Origin of the sequence: Coleofasciculus sp. G1-WW12-02 (genome assembly GCF_040219735.1) — a bacterium.
Taxonomy (GTDB): Bacteria; Cyanobacteriota; Cyanobacteriia; order Cyanobacteriales; family Coleofasciculaceae; genus Coleofasciculus.
This window is the reverse complement of the sequence record NZ_JAVJRX010000104.1, coordinates 17458-35557: the sequence shown is the minus strand read 5'-3', so window position 1 is coordinate 35557 and position 18100 is coordinate 17458. Positions and strand designations below refer to the sequence as shown.

Genomic DNA, 18100 nt, shown 5'->3' with positions numbered 1-18100 from the left:
CTGTCTTCCTCTCTTCGGGTTCCCCCGTCTCCAGAGTCTCTCAACCCACCCTACTAATTCGAGTTGGATTGAGAATCTCTATCTCTCAAGGTATATTTTCTTAAACTTATATTTAAGATCATTTACCAATAAGTTTCTATCTTTAGTTCAAGGTGCGATTAAGAGTTATACATTATTCTGATATTTAAGCGCAGTTAGTTTTTGAATAACTGTGCAGGCAGGTTTTTCCTCTATAGCTATACTCAAAAGGAATTTATGTTTTTTCACAAGAAAGAGACCATTCAGCCAGTTAATATTGAGACAGAACATCCTCAATTTGCCCAACTCTTGTTAGAACAATTCGGTGGAGCTACGGGTGAACTCACTGCGGCTTTACAGTATTGGGTGCAATCTTTTCACTGTGAAGATCCTTCCATCCGGAATATGCTTCAAGATATCGCAGTTGAGGAATTTAGCCATTTAGAGATGATTGGCAAACTGATTGAATCCCACACCAAGAATGTTGATCAGACTGACGCTTACAAAAGTACGCTATTTGCAGTACGGGGAATGGGTCCTCATTTCTTAGATAGTCAAGGGTCGGCTTGGACAGCTGCTTATATTAATGAAGGTGGCGATATTGTCCGTGACTTACGGGCAAATATTGGCGCGGAAGCTGGCGCTCGTCAAACCTACGAAGCACTAATCAAAATAGCGCCTGATCCGGGAACAAAAGAGACGCTTGTACACCTACTCACCCGCGAAATTTCCCATACAAAGATGTTTATGAATGCATTAAATTCTATGGGTAAGCTCACTGATCCAATGTTTGGCAACATCGAACCCGATAGCACTGTTGATCTGTACTATAACTTATCAACTGAGTCAGACGGAACTCCTCAACAAGGTGATAAGCCGTGGAATTCTGCACCCGACTTTAAGTATGTGGCTAACCCCATAGTTAGTCATTCTTCAAGGAGCGAGTAACCCCCTGGGGACTCCGGCGACTGGAAGGGAGCTGTTGGTCAATTAACCAGGGATCTGACCTCTCCCTAACCCTCTCCTGTAAGGAGAGGGTTAGGGAATATACTTGTTATTAGTTTTACGGAGTGAAAGAGATTTTACAGTTAAATTTGGCGCAAGGATCTGCATCTATGTCAAGTTAAGCTCAAACAGAAAGTGATACCTTGATCTGACCCCTCCCTAACCCTCCCCTTGCCAAGGGGAGGGAACAATACTGAGAAATTCTTTCACTAATTGTTGGAGGTGGCTTGGTTCATGAGTTGCCATTACACAAATGCGAATCCGACTGGTGGGAACGGTGGGAGGACGAATTGCTGGGACAAAAATACCTGCTGTTTTTAGCTGTTGTGCCGTGGTGAGAACGTCTTTAGCGCTGGGAAATTGAAGGCAGAGAATAGGAGATTCAGACGGCAATAATTTGAGATGGGGTAATGTTTGGGTAATTAGAGATTGGAGCATTTCTACATTCTGCCAGAGTTTAGCGCGACGTTGGGGTTCTTTTTGGATAATTTCAATCGCGGTTAAAGCGGCGGCGGTATCAGCCGGAGATAATCCAGTGGTATAAATCCAGCTAGAGGCGCGATTTCTCAAGAAATCAATTAAAGTCGCTGAACCTGCGATATATCCCCCTAAACTTCCTAACGCTTTACTCAGGGTTCCCATTTGAATCAAGGGTTGTCCAGTACAGCTAAAATGTTCTACACAGCCTGCACCTGTAGTCCCTAAAACACCAGTAGCGTGGGCTTCATCTACCAATACCATGCAGCTAAATTGATCAGCAAGTGATACAATTTCAGGCAAAGGACACAGATCCCCATCCATACTAAAAACGCTATCGGTGGCGATGAGACAACGGCGGTAATTTTGCCGATGGTGAACCAGTTGACGCTGTAAGTCTTCTATATCAGCATGGGCGTAGTCGATAACCGTTGCACCACTTAAAATTGCCCCATTTTTTAGGCTAGAGTGATTATACTGATCTGCCAGAATCAAATCACGCTTTCCGATTAAAGCCGCGATCGCACCCAAATTCGCCAGGTAGCCAGAACTAAACACCAGTGCGTCTTCAGTTTGTTTGAGGGATGCGATCGCACATTCCAATTCTCGATGCAATTCCCGATGTCCACTGAGTAACCGAGAACCCGTACTCCCTGTACCATAGTCCTTTGTCGCCCTAATCGCCGCTTCAATTAAGCGATCATCCCCCGCCAATCCCAGATAATCATTACTCGCAAAATTAATCACCTCTCGCCCTGCCAATTTTACCACCGCACCCGGACGACTTTGCAGCGTTTGGACTGAACGATACCAGTTAGCTTTGTGGATAGTGACAAGAGAATCTTCTAACCAAACATAAGGGTTAGTTCTCATATTGTCTCCCCCTTATTTCTTCCCCAAAATTTCTTTGCCAAATCCGCCAACTCCCTCTGCGCCCTCTGCGTTAACCTCTGCGCTCCTCTGCGTTAAAAAAATATAATTTCTATGCTCACCAATTTCTTTATTTATCAATATCTCCAGTTTTATCTTTTTGTTCTTCCGCCTTAGAAATACCCTCAACCAAACCCATTTCAAAAGCGATATCAGGTAAATCTTCTGCCTTATATCTTCCAGGTTGAAATATCTGTCCGGGTGTTAAACACATCTGTTTCAGTTCAACCACCTCAGTTGGCGCAAACAATCCTTTCCATCTTCTATTTTCAATCCCCATCTCTAATACTCCTTTTTCCCGATTTTTGCCATAAGCTGAAAAATCATCTCCCCAGCTTATTCTATCTCAATTCCAAGCAAGCCAAGGGTGGGTCTATCAGATTAAGTGTACCACCGCGAGTCCTCAATCTGTCGCTGGTTCCATGATTTGGGTGAGCGTCGTGAAAAGGCGATCGCAACTCGGTGCAGCTTGACGGACTTTTGCCACATCTAACCGTTCTAGAATTTGTGCCGCATGACGAGTTTTGTGATACTCTTTTTTTATAGTCTTACGAGTAGCTACTTTTAGAAATGATTCGAGTATATTTTTATCGATGTTCTCGACCTGGGAAGTTTTTGGAATAGCACTTTCTTGAAATCCCTTACCATAGTAATCCTTTAAAGCTTCAATATCAGCAACAAACCAGGATTCCATTGTCTGAACCATAAGATAGCAGTGGGTATTATCATTCCCCAAGGAATCCCATTTATCTTCAACCCTATTCTTCAGGTATTCCCATGGTTTTTGTTGCTCATCAACAGCTCCTTCTGCATCAACCAGCAGGACAATAAAAGCATCTGGATGTTTTTTAAGTGCAATTCTAAACGCTTTGTAGGTATCTCCTCTGGAACCACACAGTTTAAGTGTTTTCATTGTAACCTTTTGACGTTTTGCCACCTTATAGAGAGGCTGAAAGAAATGACGAAATCCCTGACGTAGTTGAGGATCACCTTCAATATAGATGTGGATCTCTTTTACCATCGAGTTCCCCCAATTTCACCCATACGCCAGAGATGACCTAGAGAAAATTCTTCCAGCCATTCTTTAAGATTTTCTGGATCGAGACGTTGCAGGTGAGTGCCTTTTTCATCTCGCTCACATACCAGTACAGATTCAGGCGGAAGTGCGGAAACTAAAGCATCGGAATGAGTGGTAACAATTAATTGTGTTCGCCCAGATGCTTCAATCAGTAATTCAGCAATGGTGGGTAAAATATCCGGATGCAAACCAATTTCGGGTTCTTCAATACAGATGAGTGGTGGGGGATTTGGATCAAGGAGTATAGCTAATAAGAACAAATAACGGATTGTGCCATCGGAAAGCCGATTAACAGGCAGGGGTTGAATTATACCCTCTTCACGGATAAATAATTGAACTGTACCACCAGATATTCTGACAATAATTTCTTCAACATCTTCATAAATTTTTTTGATGTAATCAATAATCGTCCTGCTTCCTAACTGATATTGTAAATAATTAAAAACCAAACCCATATTACTTCCATCTTCTAGGAGAGGATGTTCAGGTAGAGATGTAGTTTGAGGCTTTCTTAATTTTGACGTAGAACCAATATGCCATTCATTATATATACAAATATCTTTAAACTGATTATATAAATAGGTAATTTCAGGATTTTGTTGAGGGGATCTGATTTGAGCTATAATCGACTGATTATTCACAAGGGTATTTTTTGTCGTCATGGGTTTGATTCCCTGATCTTTAAAGTTAATTAAGGGATTCCCCTGTTGATAACGATAGAAAAAATCTACATCTTCATCATCTGGGCTAGTTTTGTATTGATTCTCTATACACTCATCTACAATCTCTAGGTTTTGATGCACCTCAGTGAAATTCAATCTATAGCGCAAAGGGATATTTGGATAATCTATAGTTGCCTCAATTTCAGCTATGGGGTTTTCCTGTTCCCCCTGCCAAAGCCACTCGCTGATAGTACCACCTTGACGAATTGCCGTCATCAAATTTTTAGGTATAGCTCTGAGGAGTCCAATGGCTTCAATTAAATTAGATTTACCAGAGGTATTAGGACCAATAAGCAAATTTAGAGGCTGCAGTTCAATTTCTTCACCTTCACTACCATAGGATAGTAATTTTTTGAGTCGCAGGGTGCGAATTAATCGTTTGCCTTCCATGTTGTCCGCCTCGGTCACGTCTTTATTATTTTAGAGCAATCCAGCCGTTGAACGATTTTGATCCGGATGAGTAGCCAGTCACCTCGAATCCTAAGTGAGGAACATCTACCTGAGGCAATCAGCTCTCGACTATGAATCGTATTCAACCGTATTTTATCCCCGCGATCGCAGGAATTATTATTGCTGGTTTCAGTAGCTGGGGTTGGCTAGCCGCAAATGGTAAGGGAACTCCTAGTAATCTTGTCGAAAATTCCTCTGAGTCATCATCTCTGACTACGGCAAATCCTGACTCAACCGCCTCCCTTATCGCTCAACCCGATTCCTCTGTCATCCCTGAAGTGAATCCAGCCTCGACTCCCCAACCTGCTGATGCTGTCAAAACCATAACTCTTAATATTTATCGAACTGACAGCCAATGTGAAACCCTTATCCCTGAACCCGTTGCTGTTGCAGCAGAAACCCCAGTAACAGCGTCCGTGGGAAACGTTATCGCCCAAGTTAGTTCGGGTGACTTGGATTTAACTGGTTATCGCGTTAACCTCAATAACGGTATTGCTACTATCGATTTGCGCTTATCTCCGGATTCCCAACGTCAATTTATCTCCCTCTCAATGTGCGAACAATTGGCATTATTTGGTAGTATCCGCAAAACCTTGTTAGAAAACCCCAGACTCAATATTAAAGACGTTCGTTTTACAGACCAAGGACGAGATATTGTACTTTAATCGTCATTCGTTATTAGTCATTTGTTTGCTCCCCCTGCTCCCCCTGCTCCCCCAGCTCCCTCTGCTCCCTCTGCTCCCCCAGCTCCCTCTGCTCCCCCATCCCTCATCCCTCATCCTGAGCCAACTCGCTACAATCTAGAAGAATATCAGCTTAAGATTAGCGTAATTTGCATGATTCCTACAGTTATCGAACAATCGGGTCGCGGTGAACGCGCCTTTGACATCTACTCTCGTCTGCTGCGGGAACGTATCGTTTTTCTCGGACAACAGGTTGATTCAGATTTAGCTAACTTAATTGTGGCTCAACTGTTGTTCTTAGAAGCCGATGACCCCGAAAAAGACATTTACCTCTATATCAACTCCCCTGGTGGTTCTGTAACCGCAGGAATGGGGATTTACGATACCATGAATCAAATCCGTCCCGATGTCTGCACCATCTGTGTGGGTTTGGCGGCGAGTATGGGTGCGTTTCTCCTGAGTGCTGGGGCGCAGGGTAAGCGGATGAGCTTACCCCATTCCAGAATTATGATTCACCAGCCCTTAGGCGGCGCTCAAGGACAGGCGAGTGATATTGAAATTCAGGCAAAAGAAATCCTGTATCACAAACAACGGCTCAACCACCTTTTGGCTGAACATACGGGTCAACCCCTTGACCGAATTTCTGAAGATACAGAACGGGACTTCTTTATGTCAGCCGAGGAAGCCAAGGAGTACCGCTTAATCGATCAAGTGATTGATCGGCGTCCTTCTGCAACCAAGACTCCAGCTAAGGTGGGCTAGCCAATTTGAATTGGCAAGAGTTTTGAGTTCTAAGTTCACTCAAAACTTAGTCGGGGCGGGCGCGAGTTACATCCCTTTTGAAATAAGAAAGGATAGTAGTGAAACCCGCCCCTACACAACATTCAAAACTCATACCCGATTATTCGGGTGTCGGTTCTAATTCGAGATGATGCAAGAAGTCGAGTAACTCTTCATCGGTTAACAACTGACGCGATCGCTTACCATAGGTTTCGATGAGGTAATCCCGTCCCTGTTGATTTGTCCAACCCAGCCGTTTGAGTTCCACATTGGTTCGGGCAATAATTTCGGAAAAGTCAATGGGTGTTTCGGATTTGGGTTGATTGTGACTATCGGGTTCAGCTTCCTTTTGTGCAGGTGCATCAGATGGGGGTGGTGTTAATTCTGGCTCAAACAAAGACTGAGTGACTCCCACTGGGGTGGGTGTCTCTTCCTTAAACATGGGTGTCTGTGGTGCTGATACTTCCTCCGTTAAGGAAAGCGGCTCAACTGTCTCAGGAAGCTTTACTGTCGGTTCAGGGGTTGGGCTGGATTTTGTCTCAGTCAAGGGGGGTGGCTCAACCGTCTCTGGGAGGGTTTCCTTCGGTTCAGGGGTTTGAGTGGATTTTTCCGATATGGGGTGGGTATCTATTGGACTAGGGCTTGGAGTGTCTTCAACCTCAGGTGTTGATTCCAGACTTTCTGAGGAAAAAGCGGGAGGCGAGTTGGGAATTGACTCAGGGGATGAGGGAACTTCAGCCGCCGCTACTGACGTTTGGGGATGGCTAAGGGGTGGGGACGTTTCGGCGTCTGTAGTACTCTCGTGATCAATCGCTAAAACGGTTATTGCTCGAAGTCTTGCTTGGTCTTCTGCTAATTCTACCGTTTTAGCAGCAGCTAGACCGGTTGACCGGGTTACGCCATCGATTTCCACGCTGACACGCACGATATACTGACCGTGATCGATGGCTAAAAGCTCACTAATCAGGTTCCCTTGAGGATAACAAACTCGGAATTTATTCAACATATACTCCATTAAACTTTACTCAACGCGGTACATTGACACGATATATTTCGGACTGTCCGGATAGACAACGACAGTATTGTTGGTACGGTGAGGGCGTGTCGATCCAAACATGTAACATAAAGTTACATAAATGACTCAGGACAGTCCTGTGGCTTTTGAAACGACCCGGAACAAGAATGGGCAAGTATAAGCCACCCTTTGGTGAACGGGCATTTAGTACAAATTTACCAATTATTTTCCACCTGTTGAACTTCGGCATAACAACCGACGTTTAAAGGCATAACTTTTGATGCTTGACTTCCAAGGTAGGGGTACGAGAATCTACAATAATGACATACTGTCCCAAGTGAGCTGTAACTCACGGACTCTTGCCGCAACGCGACGCCAGCGAGCGAACAGCGGCAATTATCCGAAACAGGTCGTGGGTTAACGTGTGTCCGTAAACCTGAACTGGATAGCTCAAGCCCTATCCGCTCGCGATCGCGTCCCTGAAGAGACGGTTGTATTCTGACAGATCCTATTCTATTTCTATGACTGCTCCGTCAGATGAGGCGCGATCGTTCTCGAAAAGGAAAATAGCTCTTCTGGCAAGAGATGCCATTACCGTTGCCATAGCGATCTTGATCGGTAAGCATTCTGGCATCAAATCCACGGGATTCTCTCAGCCCTTCTTTTATGAGTGATTTGAGCGTCAGTTTCAGTCAGAGAACACGGATATAGGTCAATGGGAGCAACTGGAAAGCACCGTTACCCATTGACCCTCCACGTTTGGAGTAAACTCCCCCACACTAACGCTACGGGTAGCGTATTGCCATTAGGCAAATTCAAGTAAACGCCGAATCAAAGAAAAAAAAGGATTGTTGGATGGAATTTTCAATCGCTACATTACTCTCCAATTTTACCGATGACAAGTCAGTCGCCCCAAAAGTTTTGGAAAAGAAACTGGGGTGTCAGGACGACGAAAATATGCAAAAACTCCAGATTGCTCTGGATGTGCTGGAGAAAGTTGGCATTTTGGAAAAAGAACGGGGTCGGTATCGACGAGTCTATGAAGAGGATGTGGTCGAAGCCAAACTGCGCTGTTCGAGTAAAGGATTTTGCTTTGCCATTCAAGATGTTGAGGGCGCCGATGATATTTACATTCAAAAGAATCATCTGAGTAGCGCTTGGAATGGCGATCGCGTTTTGGTCAAAGTTACCAAAGAAGGAAGTCGTCGCCGTTCTCCAGAAGGACAGGTACGGTTGATTCTCGAGCGAGTGAATCCCTCGGTACTTGCACGAGTCAGACAGGCTGAAGATGGCACTTATCACGCTGTCCCCCTGGATGATCGCCTACTATTTGAACTAGATCTGCGACCCAACATCGCCCCTCTGGAGGAGGCGGTTGATCATCTAGTTCATGTGCAAGTTCTGCGCTATCCCCTGGGACAAAACCCACCCCTGGGCAAAGTGGCTCGCGTTTTGGGAAGTGATGCCGAAGACGCCGCCGATACGGATATAGTTTGTTGTAAACACGATCTGCGCCGCCAATTTCCCAATTCAGTGTTAAAGGCTGTCGAAGGGTTACCCGACTCACTCCGCAAGACCGATTTGAAAAATCGCCTGGATTTGCGGAATCGGCTGACGATGACGATAGAAGACAAATCAGACTCCCTAGATAGCGCCATTGTCGAAAATGCCTTTACTCTAGAAAAAACCAAGACCGGAAATTGGCAGGTAGGCATCCATATTGCAGATGTAGCCCATTGGATACCCCTAGACTCACCCCTCGATAGAGAGGCGCGAAAGCGAGGAACTGCTGTGTATTTGGGAGATACGGTTCTACCCATACTCCCGGAAAAACTCCTGTCTCAGGTGTCCCTCGTACCCGGTGAAGATCGCTTAACCCTTTCAATGCTGTTAACTTTAACTGAATCCGGACAACTCGTAGAATTTGAAATTCAACCCAGTGTTATCCAAGTAGATCACCAGCTCAGTTATGAACAAGCACAGGCTTTATTAGGAGGACATGAACAAAGCAAACCCGAACTCGCACCGATTGTAGAAAAGCTCAAGGAACTCTTCTTTAGCTTGTCTCCAGCACTCAGAGCCGTGCGACAGCAACGAGGCGCCTTTGAATTGAATGGAACATTGCCAAAAGAAGCCATTGCTCGACCCCTTCCCCACAGCAAAGATGAAGGACGACACGGTGCGATAATGGTTTCGGCGTCTATGCCGTTGCGATCGCTCCTGACAGAACTGATGGTACTGGCAAATAAAGTGGTAGCATCCCATTTGCACGCCTTATCCTTGCCAGGAATTTACTGTGTCCATCCGACTCCCGATTTAGAACGGCTGGAAGATTTGCTCAAGTTAGGGAGTAATCTAGGACTCGATGTCGAGCAATCCTTGGAGGAAGATGTGACGTCCCAAGATTATCAGCGCTTGACCCAAATGTTGGCGAAATCAACGGCGGCTAAAGTCCTGAATCACTTACTTCAGGGAACCTTAAAACCGATTGGTTATAGTTCTAAACCTGGATTGCACTTTGGTTTAGCTGATGATACCAGCTATTGCCACGCTGTCTCTCCCGTATGGCGCTATGGGGATTTATTTGTCCAACGGGTCTTAGAGTACACCTTCTTAGAAGGACGCGATCGCCGTACCACTCGGTCTAAAGATCGGGTCAATCTTCACCATAGTAGCGCCCATGGCAATATTAACTGGAATGTTTTACCCCCTGACATTCAACAAGAGTTGGAAAGTCAATTAAGCACCCTGGTTCCCCATCTCAATGACCGGGAAAAGCTAACCGAAGATGCGGAAATTGATTTAGAGGGCTTGAAAAAAGCCGAGCAGATGAAAGAACGCACCGGTCATGTATTCAGTGGTTTAATTACAGGAGTGCAATCCTATGGATTCTTTGTCGAAATTGAAGATTTGTTGGTGGAAGGATTGGTTCATGTCAGTTCCCTGAAAGATGACTGGTATGAATATCGCTCTCGTCATGCTTGTTTAGTCGGTCGGAAAAACCGCACAGCTTATCGATTGGGCGATCATGTAGAAGTTCAAGTCAAGAGCGTGGATTACTACCGTCAACAAATTGACTTGGTAACCGTTAGTGGCGGTAGCGTGGCGAGTAATGAAGATTTAGAAGATTAATCGTTTTGGCTTATGGCTTATGGCTTATGTCTTCGGTCTTATGCCATTGCCTTGAGCCATAAACCATCAACAATCAACCATCACCAATGACCAATGACTACCTGGTATACTCTCAATCTTGTCGATGTTCTCAAACAGCTTAATACCGATGCCACCATCGGGTTAAGTCACAAAGAGGCTCGTCAACGTCAGGACATCTACGGACTCAATGAGTTAAACGATCGCCCCCTGGAAAGCCCCTGGAAAATCTTGTGGGAGCAGTTTAGTGCAACGGTGGTGGTGGTGCTGATTGTGGCGGCTGTGATTTCGGCTCTGTTGGGTGAATATAAGGATGCGATCGCGATCTTCGCAATTGTGGTATTTAATGCCATCCTCGGCTTTCGCCAAGAATACCAAGCCGAACGCGCGATCGCAGCACTGAAAAAGCTGGCGGTTCCGACGGTGAAAGTGCGTCGCGATGGCATCCTCGAACAACTGTCCGCCCGTGAACTGGTGCCGGGGGATATCGTTATCCTAGAATCTGGAAACTTAGTCCCGGCTGACTGTCGGTTGCTCGAAAGCAGCAATCTTCGCACCTCAGAAGCTTCACTCACCGGGGAATCTGAACCCATTGATAAAATTGCCCAGAAGATTACCACAGCTAATCTGCCTTTGGCAGAGCGACAGAATATGGCGTACATGGGTACAGTGATTAGCTATGGGCGGGCATTAGCCGTGGTGACAGAAACAGGCATGAAGACAGAACTCGGTCAGATTGCCAAAGCGATTCAGGGGATAGAACGGGAAGCAACCCCCCTCCAGCAACGGTTAGACCAATTAGGATGGATATTAGCGATCGCGATTTTAATCTTAGTCCTGGTTATTTTTGGTTTGGGGCTACTCCAGGGCGAATCGGTTCGCTTAATGTTCCTCATGGCAGTCAGTTTAGCCGTTGCCGCGATTCCCGAAGGATTACCCGCCGTCGTCACCATCGCCTTAGCATTGGGCGCTCAACGGATGCTGACACAGCGAGCCTTGATTCGTAAATTACCCGCCGTAGAAACCTTGGGTTCGGTAACAACGATTTGTTCGGACAAAACCGGTACCCTCACCCAGAATCGGATGACGGTTACTCATCTGAACCTGATTGGGCATCAAATTGAGTTGGCGATGCCAGAACTTGATGAGTTAATGATGCCCTCACAGAAGGATGAACAGTCTAAGCTGTTAAAAGAGGAACCCACTACCGCCTTACTACTCACGGCGGCGACTCTGTGTAATGATGCGATTGCAGAGTTTCATCTGGAGCAATCCAACCCCATCCAAGTTCTCGGTGATCCCACAGAAACCGCTCTGATTGTCGCCGCCACCCGTTTTGGTTTATGGAAAACGGATATAGACTATGCTTTTGAACGGATAACCGAGGTTCCCTTTGACGCTGAACGCAAACGCATGACTACGGTTCACGAACTCCCAACTGCCACAGACAAACGTCTTGATGAGCTAAGTTGGCTTAAGCCTTGGGAATTACTGTTTAATCAGGCGTCCTATATTGCCTTTACCAAAGGTGCCGTTGATAGTCTCTTAGATATTTCCACTCAGGTTTGGTTTGATGATCAGATTACCCGATTAAACGATAGTTGGTATGAAAAAATTTCTCATGCCAATAACCAACTGGCGGAAAATGGAATCCGTGTTCTCGGTATCGCGGTTCGTCCCATAGAATCTCACCTCCTCGCCACACTTCCCCTAGAACGACACGAAGATGTTTTAGAGAAAGACCTGATTTTTATCGGCATGATTGGTATGATCGATCCGCCGCGCCCGGAAGTCAAACAGGCGGTTCTGACTTGTCAGAAAGCCGGAATTCGCCCCATGATGATTACCGGAGATCATCCCTTAACCGCTCGCTATATTGCCTCAGAAGTGGGTATTTCTAGCAACGGTTTAATGTTAACGGGTCAGGATATGGCAAAACTGTCACTCTCAGACTTAAGCGAAAGGGTTGATGAGGTGTCTGTTTATGCCAGAGTTTCGCCCCAGAACAAATTAGATATTGTTCAGGCGCTGCAAAACCGGGGACATATTGTGGCAATGACAGGGGATGGCATCAACGATGCACCCGCTTTAAAAAAAGCCGAGATTGGCGTAGCAATGGGGTTAACGGGTACAGATGTGGCGAAAGAAGCGGCAGATATGGTGCTGCTCGATGATAACTTTGCCACGATTGTGGCAGCGACTCAAGAAGGACGAGTGATTTACGATAACGTCCGTAAGTTTATTAAATATACATTAACCGGGAATTGTGGTGAACTGTGGGTGATTATATTAGCACCATTTTTAGGGATGCCTTTACCATTGCTTCCTTTACAAATTCTCTGGATTAATTTATTGGCTGATGGATTGTTAGCCTTGGCATTAGGCGTCGAACCGGCGGAGCCGAATATCATGTCCCGTCCGCCTCATAATCCGAAAGAGAGTGTCTTTAGTCGGGGAGTGGGTCGAGATATTGTTTGGATTGGGTTACTTCTGGGACTTGTCTTATTGGTTGTCGATTATCACTATTGGTTTACGGGTCAAGCGGCTTGGCAGACGATGGTATTTAGTATATTGGCATTTTCCCGCATCGGTTTAGCTCAAAGCATGAGATCTGAGCGAGAATCCATATTTACTTTGAATTTACTCTCGAATAAGCCATTATTAGGCGCGGTTGTTTTAACCTTTCTATTACAACTTGCGGTGGTGTATGTTCCCTTCTTACAGGATATTTTTAATACGACAGGGTTATCACTTTCTGATTTAGGCATTAGTCTCGCCATGAGTACAATTGTGATTTGGGCGATGGAATTGGATAAAGGGTTGCGTCGATACAAATCCCAGAAAAACAAGGTTTAAAAACATTAATCTAAGGTTAAATTTTGCCATGGAATACATCAAACACTTGCTTATTCGTACACCTTTTGAAAAACCTGCTCAGAAGCTACAAGAACTTCTGAAATTCAGGCGGCGTAGCCAGCATCCTGAACTTGGTGAAATTTACATGGAACCATTGAGGATTGAGCAGGCAATGCAGCGCCTCCTCTTTGATTCTGCCAACTGTTTAGATATCGGCTGTCATCTAGGCTCAATGCTCAGTGATATTCTAAGGCTAGCACCCAAGGGAAATCACATAGCCTTTGAGCCAACACCCTATAAAGCACGTTGGCTGAAACAGAAATTCCCCGAAATTAAGATTAGAGACATAGCCCTTAGTGATACTTCGGGTGAAACAAAATTTTATGTCAATACTAGTCGTTCAGGTTTCAGTGGACTTGGTAAGCCTAATCCTAAGAACAACGAAACATTGTTGGAAATCAATATTCAATGTGAACGATTAGACAACATTCTTAGTCCTGAATACCGTGTGGATTTCATTAAAATTGATGTGGAAGGTTATGAATTAGCAGTGCTACGTGGAGCGGTAGATACACTAAAACGTTATCGTCCTGCTCTATTCTTCGAGTGTACCAGGGGAGGATTATCTCGCTCTGGTTTCACGTCCACCCAAATATTCGAGTTTTTAACCCAACACCAATCCTATTCAGTCTTTCTGTTAAAAGATTTTCTGAAAGACAACCCGCCCCTTGACTATGAGCGATTCAATAATGCTTTGCAGTATCCGTTTCAAGCCTTTAACTTTATTGCAATAGCAAAAAGTTAACTAATTTTCCTTTGCAAATCAATAGAATCTAAGTCTATAGCGCCTTCTCTCCGGGGCGGGTTTAACCCCTAACTGATGCAACTCACCATTTAATTCGCTCCCACCCGCCCCGATCGCATCCCAGACGAGAACAGATTTATGATGTTGGTAGGATGCCCTGAGTAGGCATGATTGTTTGGCACGATTGGGGTGGAGAGGGGGCGGGTTTAGATACGTTAACACCATAAATGCTTGAGAATGGTACTCTTCAGATAGATGACAATTCCGGCGCGAAAGGCTAAGTCTTAAATCAGTACTATACTGCTCATTGGCAAAGGAGAATAAAGTGGCATGAAATCAAAATCCTGCGATCGCAACCCCACTCGTTTTGCTGATGGAACTCAGCAACCGGGAAAGCGAACAGCCAGTTTTTACGGCGTGCTATCCATGATTGGCACAGGGATTACCATTTTGGGTGTCGCAGGCTGCTCTAACCCATCCACAGTCTCTTCTGAGCAACAAACCACGGCTCAAGTCATTGAAGATGACAATGATATCCGCGATCGCGCCCTAGAGCCAACCCCTAAAGATACCAACTTTGTGGTGAGAGTGGTGAACAAAGTTGAACCAGCAGTGGTGCGAATTCATACAGAAAAAACCGTAGAAACCCAGATTCCCAATGCCTTTAATGATCCCTTCTTCCGGCGTTTTTTTGGGAGTTCAGTTCCTCAGCCTCAAGAACGTATTGTGCGCGGTATTGGTTCGGGTTTCGTGATTAGTGATGATGGAGAAATTATCACTAATGCTCATGTTGTTAATAAAGCCGACACCGTAACAGTATCCTTTCCCGATGGTCGCACATTTGAAGGTGAAGTCTTGGGCGAAGATCCTGTGACCGATATTGCCGTAGTCAAAGTATCCGCCGACGACTTGCCAACGGTGGAACTAGGTAATTCTCAAGGGTTGCAAACCGGACAATGGGCGATCGCGATCGGAAATCCTTTGGGGTTACAAGAAACAGTAACCGTCGGGGTAATTAGTGGGATTGACCGTTCCAGTAGCGAGGTTGGTGTTCCCGATAAGCGGATTGGCTTCATTCAAACCGACGCCGCCATCAACCCCGGTAACTCTGGCGGACCATTACTCAATGCGCGGGGTGAAGTAATTGGAGTTAATACTGCCATTATCCAAGGAGCCCAAGGAATTGGTTTTGCCATACCCATTGATATCGCCAAAGAAATTTCCCAACAACTGATTACTAAGGGAAAAGTTGAGCATCCTTACCTCGGTATTCAAATGGTAGCGCTGACGCCAGAAATTAAGCAAAAAATCAATACGAATCCCAACAATACGATGCAAGTTCAGCCAGAGGAAGGGATTCTGATTGTTCGGGTTATACCGAATTCTCCGGCTGATGAGGCGGGATTAAAAGCGGGTGATGTTATCCAAAAAATTAATAATCAATCCGTGACCGAGGCGGAAACCGTTCAGAAGTTAGTTGAGGCAAATGGCGTGGATAACCCTTTGCCTTTAGAAGTGCAACGGAATAGTGAAACCTTGGAATTTACAGTAATACCTGAACCTCTGCCTCCTGAAGATGAATAATATCAATTATTCCTTTCAAAACATTTTTTTGATAAAAGTTTCAGTCGGTTTAAACCGACTTAAGCTATAAGCCAAGAACTTGAGTTCTTGGCGAGTGCAGGGAAACCTACTAAATATAAATTAGAACAGATTTCAGCTTAACTCCCTGCTTACCCTTTTTCTGTAACATCCACATCAAGGTTTTGGAATTCTCCAGCTTTCGGGACATCTGCTTTCATTTTCAGTTTACCTAACCCGATCACATTCACACTAACTTCTAAGGATACATTTTCCGTAGGAATATCTTTTGCAATAACCCGTTTGCTAGCAATTTGCATCACATTGATAGCCCGATCAACCGCCGCAGTAATCGCATCCTCAGACAACTCTGCCGCTTTATCTTGAGTAACATTGGCGACCTTCTCTTTGACCTGTTGTCCTTTTTCTTCTAGTGTATGAGTGACTTGATCCACTACATTTTTCCCTTTCTCTTGAAGGTTTTGCAAATCCATACCTATCTCTTTAGCTTGGTAAAACGATTGAGTCTAGTGTAAGGATTTTACTTCTGTTCCACCTCATCCCAGAGTTATATTATCTGTCGTGCTATAATCCAGACGCGCCATGGCACGTCTCTACAGTCTGGAAATATGCACAGATCATCATTTTCCTTATGCCATAATACAGGCGCTGAATTTTTGGACGCGGATATCCCATGGAACAAGTTGAGTTGAAAAGCGTCCAGATATTCTGAAAAAGTTAACGATTAATTCTAGAATGCCAACGAAATCAAAGGTAGCTCAGTATACTCTTTTAGTATTGACCACCCTGATTAGCTACACCAGTTTTATAGTTAAATACCCTCCTAGCTTCGGACAAATCGATGCAGAAAACATAGAGCTAAAAAAGCTAAAAAATCTATCAAATCACACTCGATTTATAGCTGAATCTATTAAAATTACCCAAGGTTCACCACCAGCGATGGAGTATGCAGGTTGTGTTGATCTAGAGATTGGCGAAAGCCGTAGCGTTTGTCCCAGAAACAAATAGTTGTATTCCTAATAAATCATTGTAATTCTTGTAATGAATTGAATTTGACCCCTCCCTAACCCTCCCCTTGTCAAGGGGAGGGAACACGAATGGCTTTTGAGAAACGCTATAACTGTTCTTGAGTCACCCAAGTCCCATGAAACCCATAAGGAACACGTTGAGGCATCACAATCCGCGCTATCGGTTCAGCCGTCAAGTCTTGAGCATTCAACACCACCAGTTCAGAGGTGTCTGAATTGTGATCATGGACAAACGTGATTAGCCAGCCATCATCTTCAGCCGTCCCATTCGGACGCGGTGCAAATACCGCCTCACCGCCATAACGTTTTGCCCCATAGTGGTAAACTTGAGACGTGCCATTACTAAAGTCGTATTTAATCACGCCCTCAAACAACGGCATCGGATTATCTGCCATCTTTGCCGTGTAACCATAGCGAATTTTGCGTCCGATTCGCTGTTCATTGATGCGGGGGAAATCTGAGATGCGCTCATCCAATGGCTTTTCTTGCACTTTGCCTGTGCGAAGATTAAACCGCCACTGATACAGCCGAGCTTTATCAGTCCCAGCTTCAGGCGTAGCCTCTTCAGAGGTTAACACCGTCGTCGAATTCATGCGACAGGCAATCAGCACCACCTCATCCCCTTCCTGATAGGCATTCAGGGTATGGAAAACAAAGCAGGGCAGACTCTCAAACCAACGGATACTGCTATTATCACCATGACGGGGAACAATACCAAACCGACTGGGACGTTCAGGTTTAAACTGAAGCATTGGTTCTCCCTGGGGGTTAAACACCATCGGCAGATCCATAAACAAAGTGTAATCTTGGGTAATGGCAAAATCATGCATCATTACCGGTTCTGGCAAGTCAATTGGCACAGTACGCAACAATTCACCTGATGCCGACACAATGCTGTATATTAAGAAGGGTGGCTGCATGGGTGAGTAGCCAAAAAACATCATTTCGCCAGTGACTGGATCAATTTTGGGATGCGCCGTAAATGGAGACGCTAACTTGTCCTCGTAGGTATAAGCGCCAATCGTCTCTAACTCCGGAAGCTTAATCGCGTAGGGTTCCCCACCTTCCCACATCGCCAGAAAATGACCCGCGTGCCAGATAACAGAGGTATTCGCAACATTTTTAACCGAGGGAGGGGAGTCCTCGTCCTTAGGCGGTTCCATTAACCCTGTCCAGATAGCATGACCCGCTTCTCGCTCTTTCTCAAACCCTGGAGTCCGGACATAGCGATCGCGGTAAGATGCTTTACCATTACTAATGTGTACCCCATGTAACATCCCATCGCCATCAAACCAATGATATTGACCGATAGGGGGAAACTGAGGATTCGGACCATTACGAACAAACATCCCGGATAAATCCGCAGGAAGTTCACCAATGACGGTTAGTTCATCCGCCGTGATTTCGTCCTGCACTGGGGCAAAATTCCCCGCTAAAAAAGGATTGACGGCTGTTGTATTCATCTTGTTCACTGAAGTTGTTACCTACAATTTGGGGAAAA

15 protein-coding genes are annotated in these 18100 nt (G+C 45.2%); 8 read left to right on the top strand and 7 right to left on the bottom strand.

The window, feature by feature from the left end:
* The first annotated feature begins 255 nt into the window (after positions 1 to 255).
* Entirely contained in the window at positions 256 to 966 is a 711-nt protein-coding gene (locus tag RID09_RS17560) for a manganese catalase family protein (RefSeq protein ID WP_446337219.1), read from the top strand.
* Between the two features lie 216 nt (positions 967 to 1182).
* On the opposite strand, the gene bioF is transcribed toward RID09_RS17560, so the two are convergent.
* The 4 genes from bioF to RID09_RS17540 form a co-directional block, all read right to left on the bottom strand.
* Complete coding sequence (gene bioF, locus RID09_RS17555; protein WP_446337218.1) at positions 1183 to 2373, bottom strand: 8-amino-7-oxononanoate synthase; 1191 nt, start codon at positions 2371 to 2373, stop codon at positions 1183 to 1185.
* Between the two features lie 127 nt (positions 2374 to 2500).
* The gene (locus tag RID09_RS17550; RefSeq protein ID WP_446337217.1) at positions 2501 to 2710 is read right to left on the bottom strand and encodes a hypothetical protein; all 210 of its coding nucleotides are present in this window, start codon (positions 2708 to 2710) and stop codon (positions 2501 to 2503) included.
* A gap of 123 nt (positions 2711 to 2833) precedes the next feature.
* Positions 2834 to 3451, bottom strand: a complete 618-nt coding sequence (locus RID09_RS17545) for a DUF4276 family protein (protein ID WP_446337216.1) — start codon at positions 3449 to 3451, stop codon at positions 2834 to 2836.
* On the bottom strand, positions 3445 to 4620 hold the full coding sequence (locus RID09_RS17540; RefSeq protein WP_446337215.1) for an AAA family ATPase: 1176 nt from the start codon (positions 4618 to 4620) through the stop codon (positions 3445 to 3447). Before RID09_RS17540 ends, RID09_RS17545 begins: the two co-directional genes overlap by 7 nt.
* A 131-nt stretch (positions 4621 to 4751) precedes the next feature.
* On the opposite strand from RID09_RS17540, the gene RID09_RS17535 reads away from it, so the two are divergent.
* Together RID09_RS17535 and clpP are read left to right on the top strand one after the other, a co-directional pair.
* A complete protein-coding gene (locus tag RID09_RS17535) occupies positions 4752 to 5345 on the top strand; it encodes a sporulation/spore germination protein (protein ID WP_446337214.1) in 594 nt (197 codons plus the stop codon).
* 171 nt (positions 5346 to 5516) lie between these two features.
* Positions 5517 to 6125 (top strand): ATP-dependent Clp endopeptidase proteolytic subunit ClpP, encoded by a 609-nt coding sequence (gene clpP, locus RID09_RS17530; RefSeq protein WP_446337213.1) that lies wholly within the window; start codon positions 5517 to 5519, stop codon positions 6123 to 6125.
* A gap of 139 nt (positions 6126 to 6264) precedes the next feature.
* On the opposite strand, the gene RID09_RS17525 is transcribed toward clpP, so the two are convergent.
* The gene (locus RID09_RS17525) at positions 6265 to 7158 is read right to left on the bottom strand and encodes a hypothetical protein (RefSeq protein WP_446337212.1); all 894 of its coding nucleotides are present in this window, start codon (positions 7156 to 7158) and stop codon (positions 6265 to 6267) included.
* An 855-nt stretch (positions 7159 to 8013) separates the two neighbouring features.
* On the opposite strand from RID09_RS17525, the gene RID09_RS17520 reads away from it, so the two are divergent.
* From RID09_RS17520 to RID09_RS17505, 4 genes are all read left to right on the top strand, one after another.
* The gene (locus RID09_RS17520) at positions 8014 to 10290 is read left to right on the top strand and encodes a ribonuclease R family protein (RefSeq protein ID WP_446337211.1); all 2277 of its coding nucleotides are present in this window, start codon (positions 8014 to 8016) and stop codon (positions 10288 to 10290) included.
* Positions 10291 to 10383: 93 nt separating this feature from the next.
* Complete coding sequence (locus RID09_RS17515) at positions 10384 to 13164, top strand: cation-translocating P-type ATPase (protein WP_446337210.1); 2781 nt, start codon at positions 10384 to 10386, stop codon at positions 13162 to 13164.
* 28 nt (positions 13165 to 13192) lie between these two features.
* Entirely contained in the window at positions 13193 to 13969 is a 777-nt protein-coding gene (locus tag RID09_RS17510; protein WP_446337209.1) for an FkbM family methyltransferase, read from the top strand.
* Positions 13970 to 14299: 330 nt separating this feature from the next.
* Positions 14300 to 15553: an HhoA/HhoB/HtrA family serine endopeptidase gene (locus RID09_RS17505; protein ID WP_446337208.1), complete on the top strand. Its 1254-nt coding sequence runs from the start codon at positions 14300 to 14302 to the stop codon at positions 15551 to 15553.
* Between the two features lie 149 nt (positions 15554 to 15702).
* Here RID09_RS17505 and RID09_RS17500 read toward each other — a convergent pair whose 3' ends face one another.
* Positions 15703 to 16044: a hypothetical protein gene (locus RID09_RS17500; RefSeq protein WP_446337207.1), complete on the bottom strand. Its 342-nt coding sequence runs from the start codon at positions 16042 to 16044 to the stop codon at positions 15703 to 15705.
* Between the two features lie 262 nt (positions 16045 to 16306).
* On the opposite strand from RID09_RS17500, the gene RID09_RS17495 reads away from it, so the two are divergent.
* Positions 16307 to 16579: a hypothetical protein gene (locus tag RID09_RS17495; RefSeq protein ID WP_446337206.1), complete on the top strand. Its 273-nt coding sequence runs from the start codon at positions 16307 to 16309 to the stop codon at positions 16577 to 16579.
* Between the two features lie 106 nt (positions 16580 to 16685).
* On the opposite strand, the gene RID09_RS17490 is transcribed toward RID09_RS17495, so the two are convergent.
* Positions 16686 to 18062: a carotenoid oxygenase family protein gene (locus tag RID09_RS17490; RefSeq protein WP_446337205.1), complete on the bottom strand. Its 1377-nt coding sequence runs from the start codon at positions 18060 to 18062 to the stop codon at positions 16686 to 16688.
* Positions 18063 to 18100: the final 38 nt, after the last annotated feature.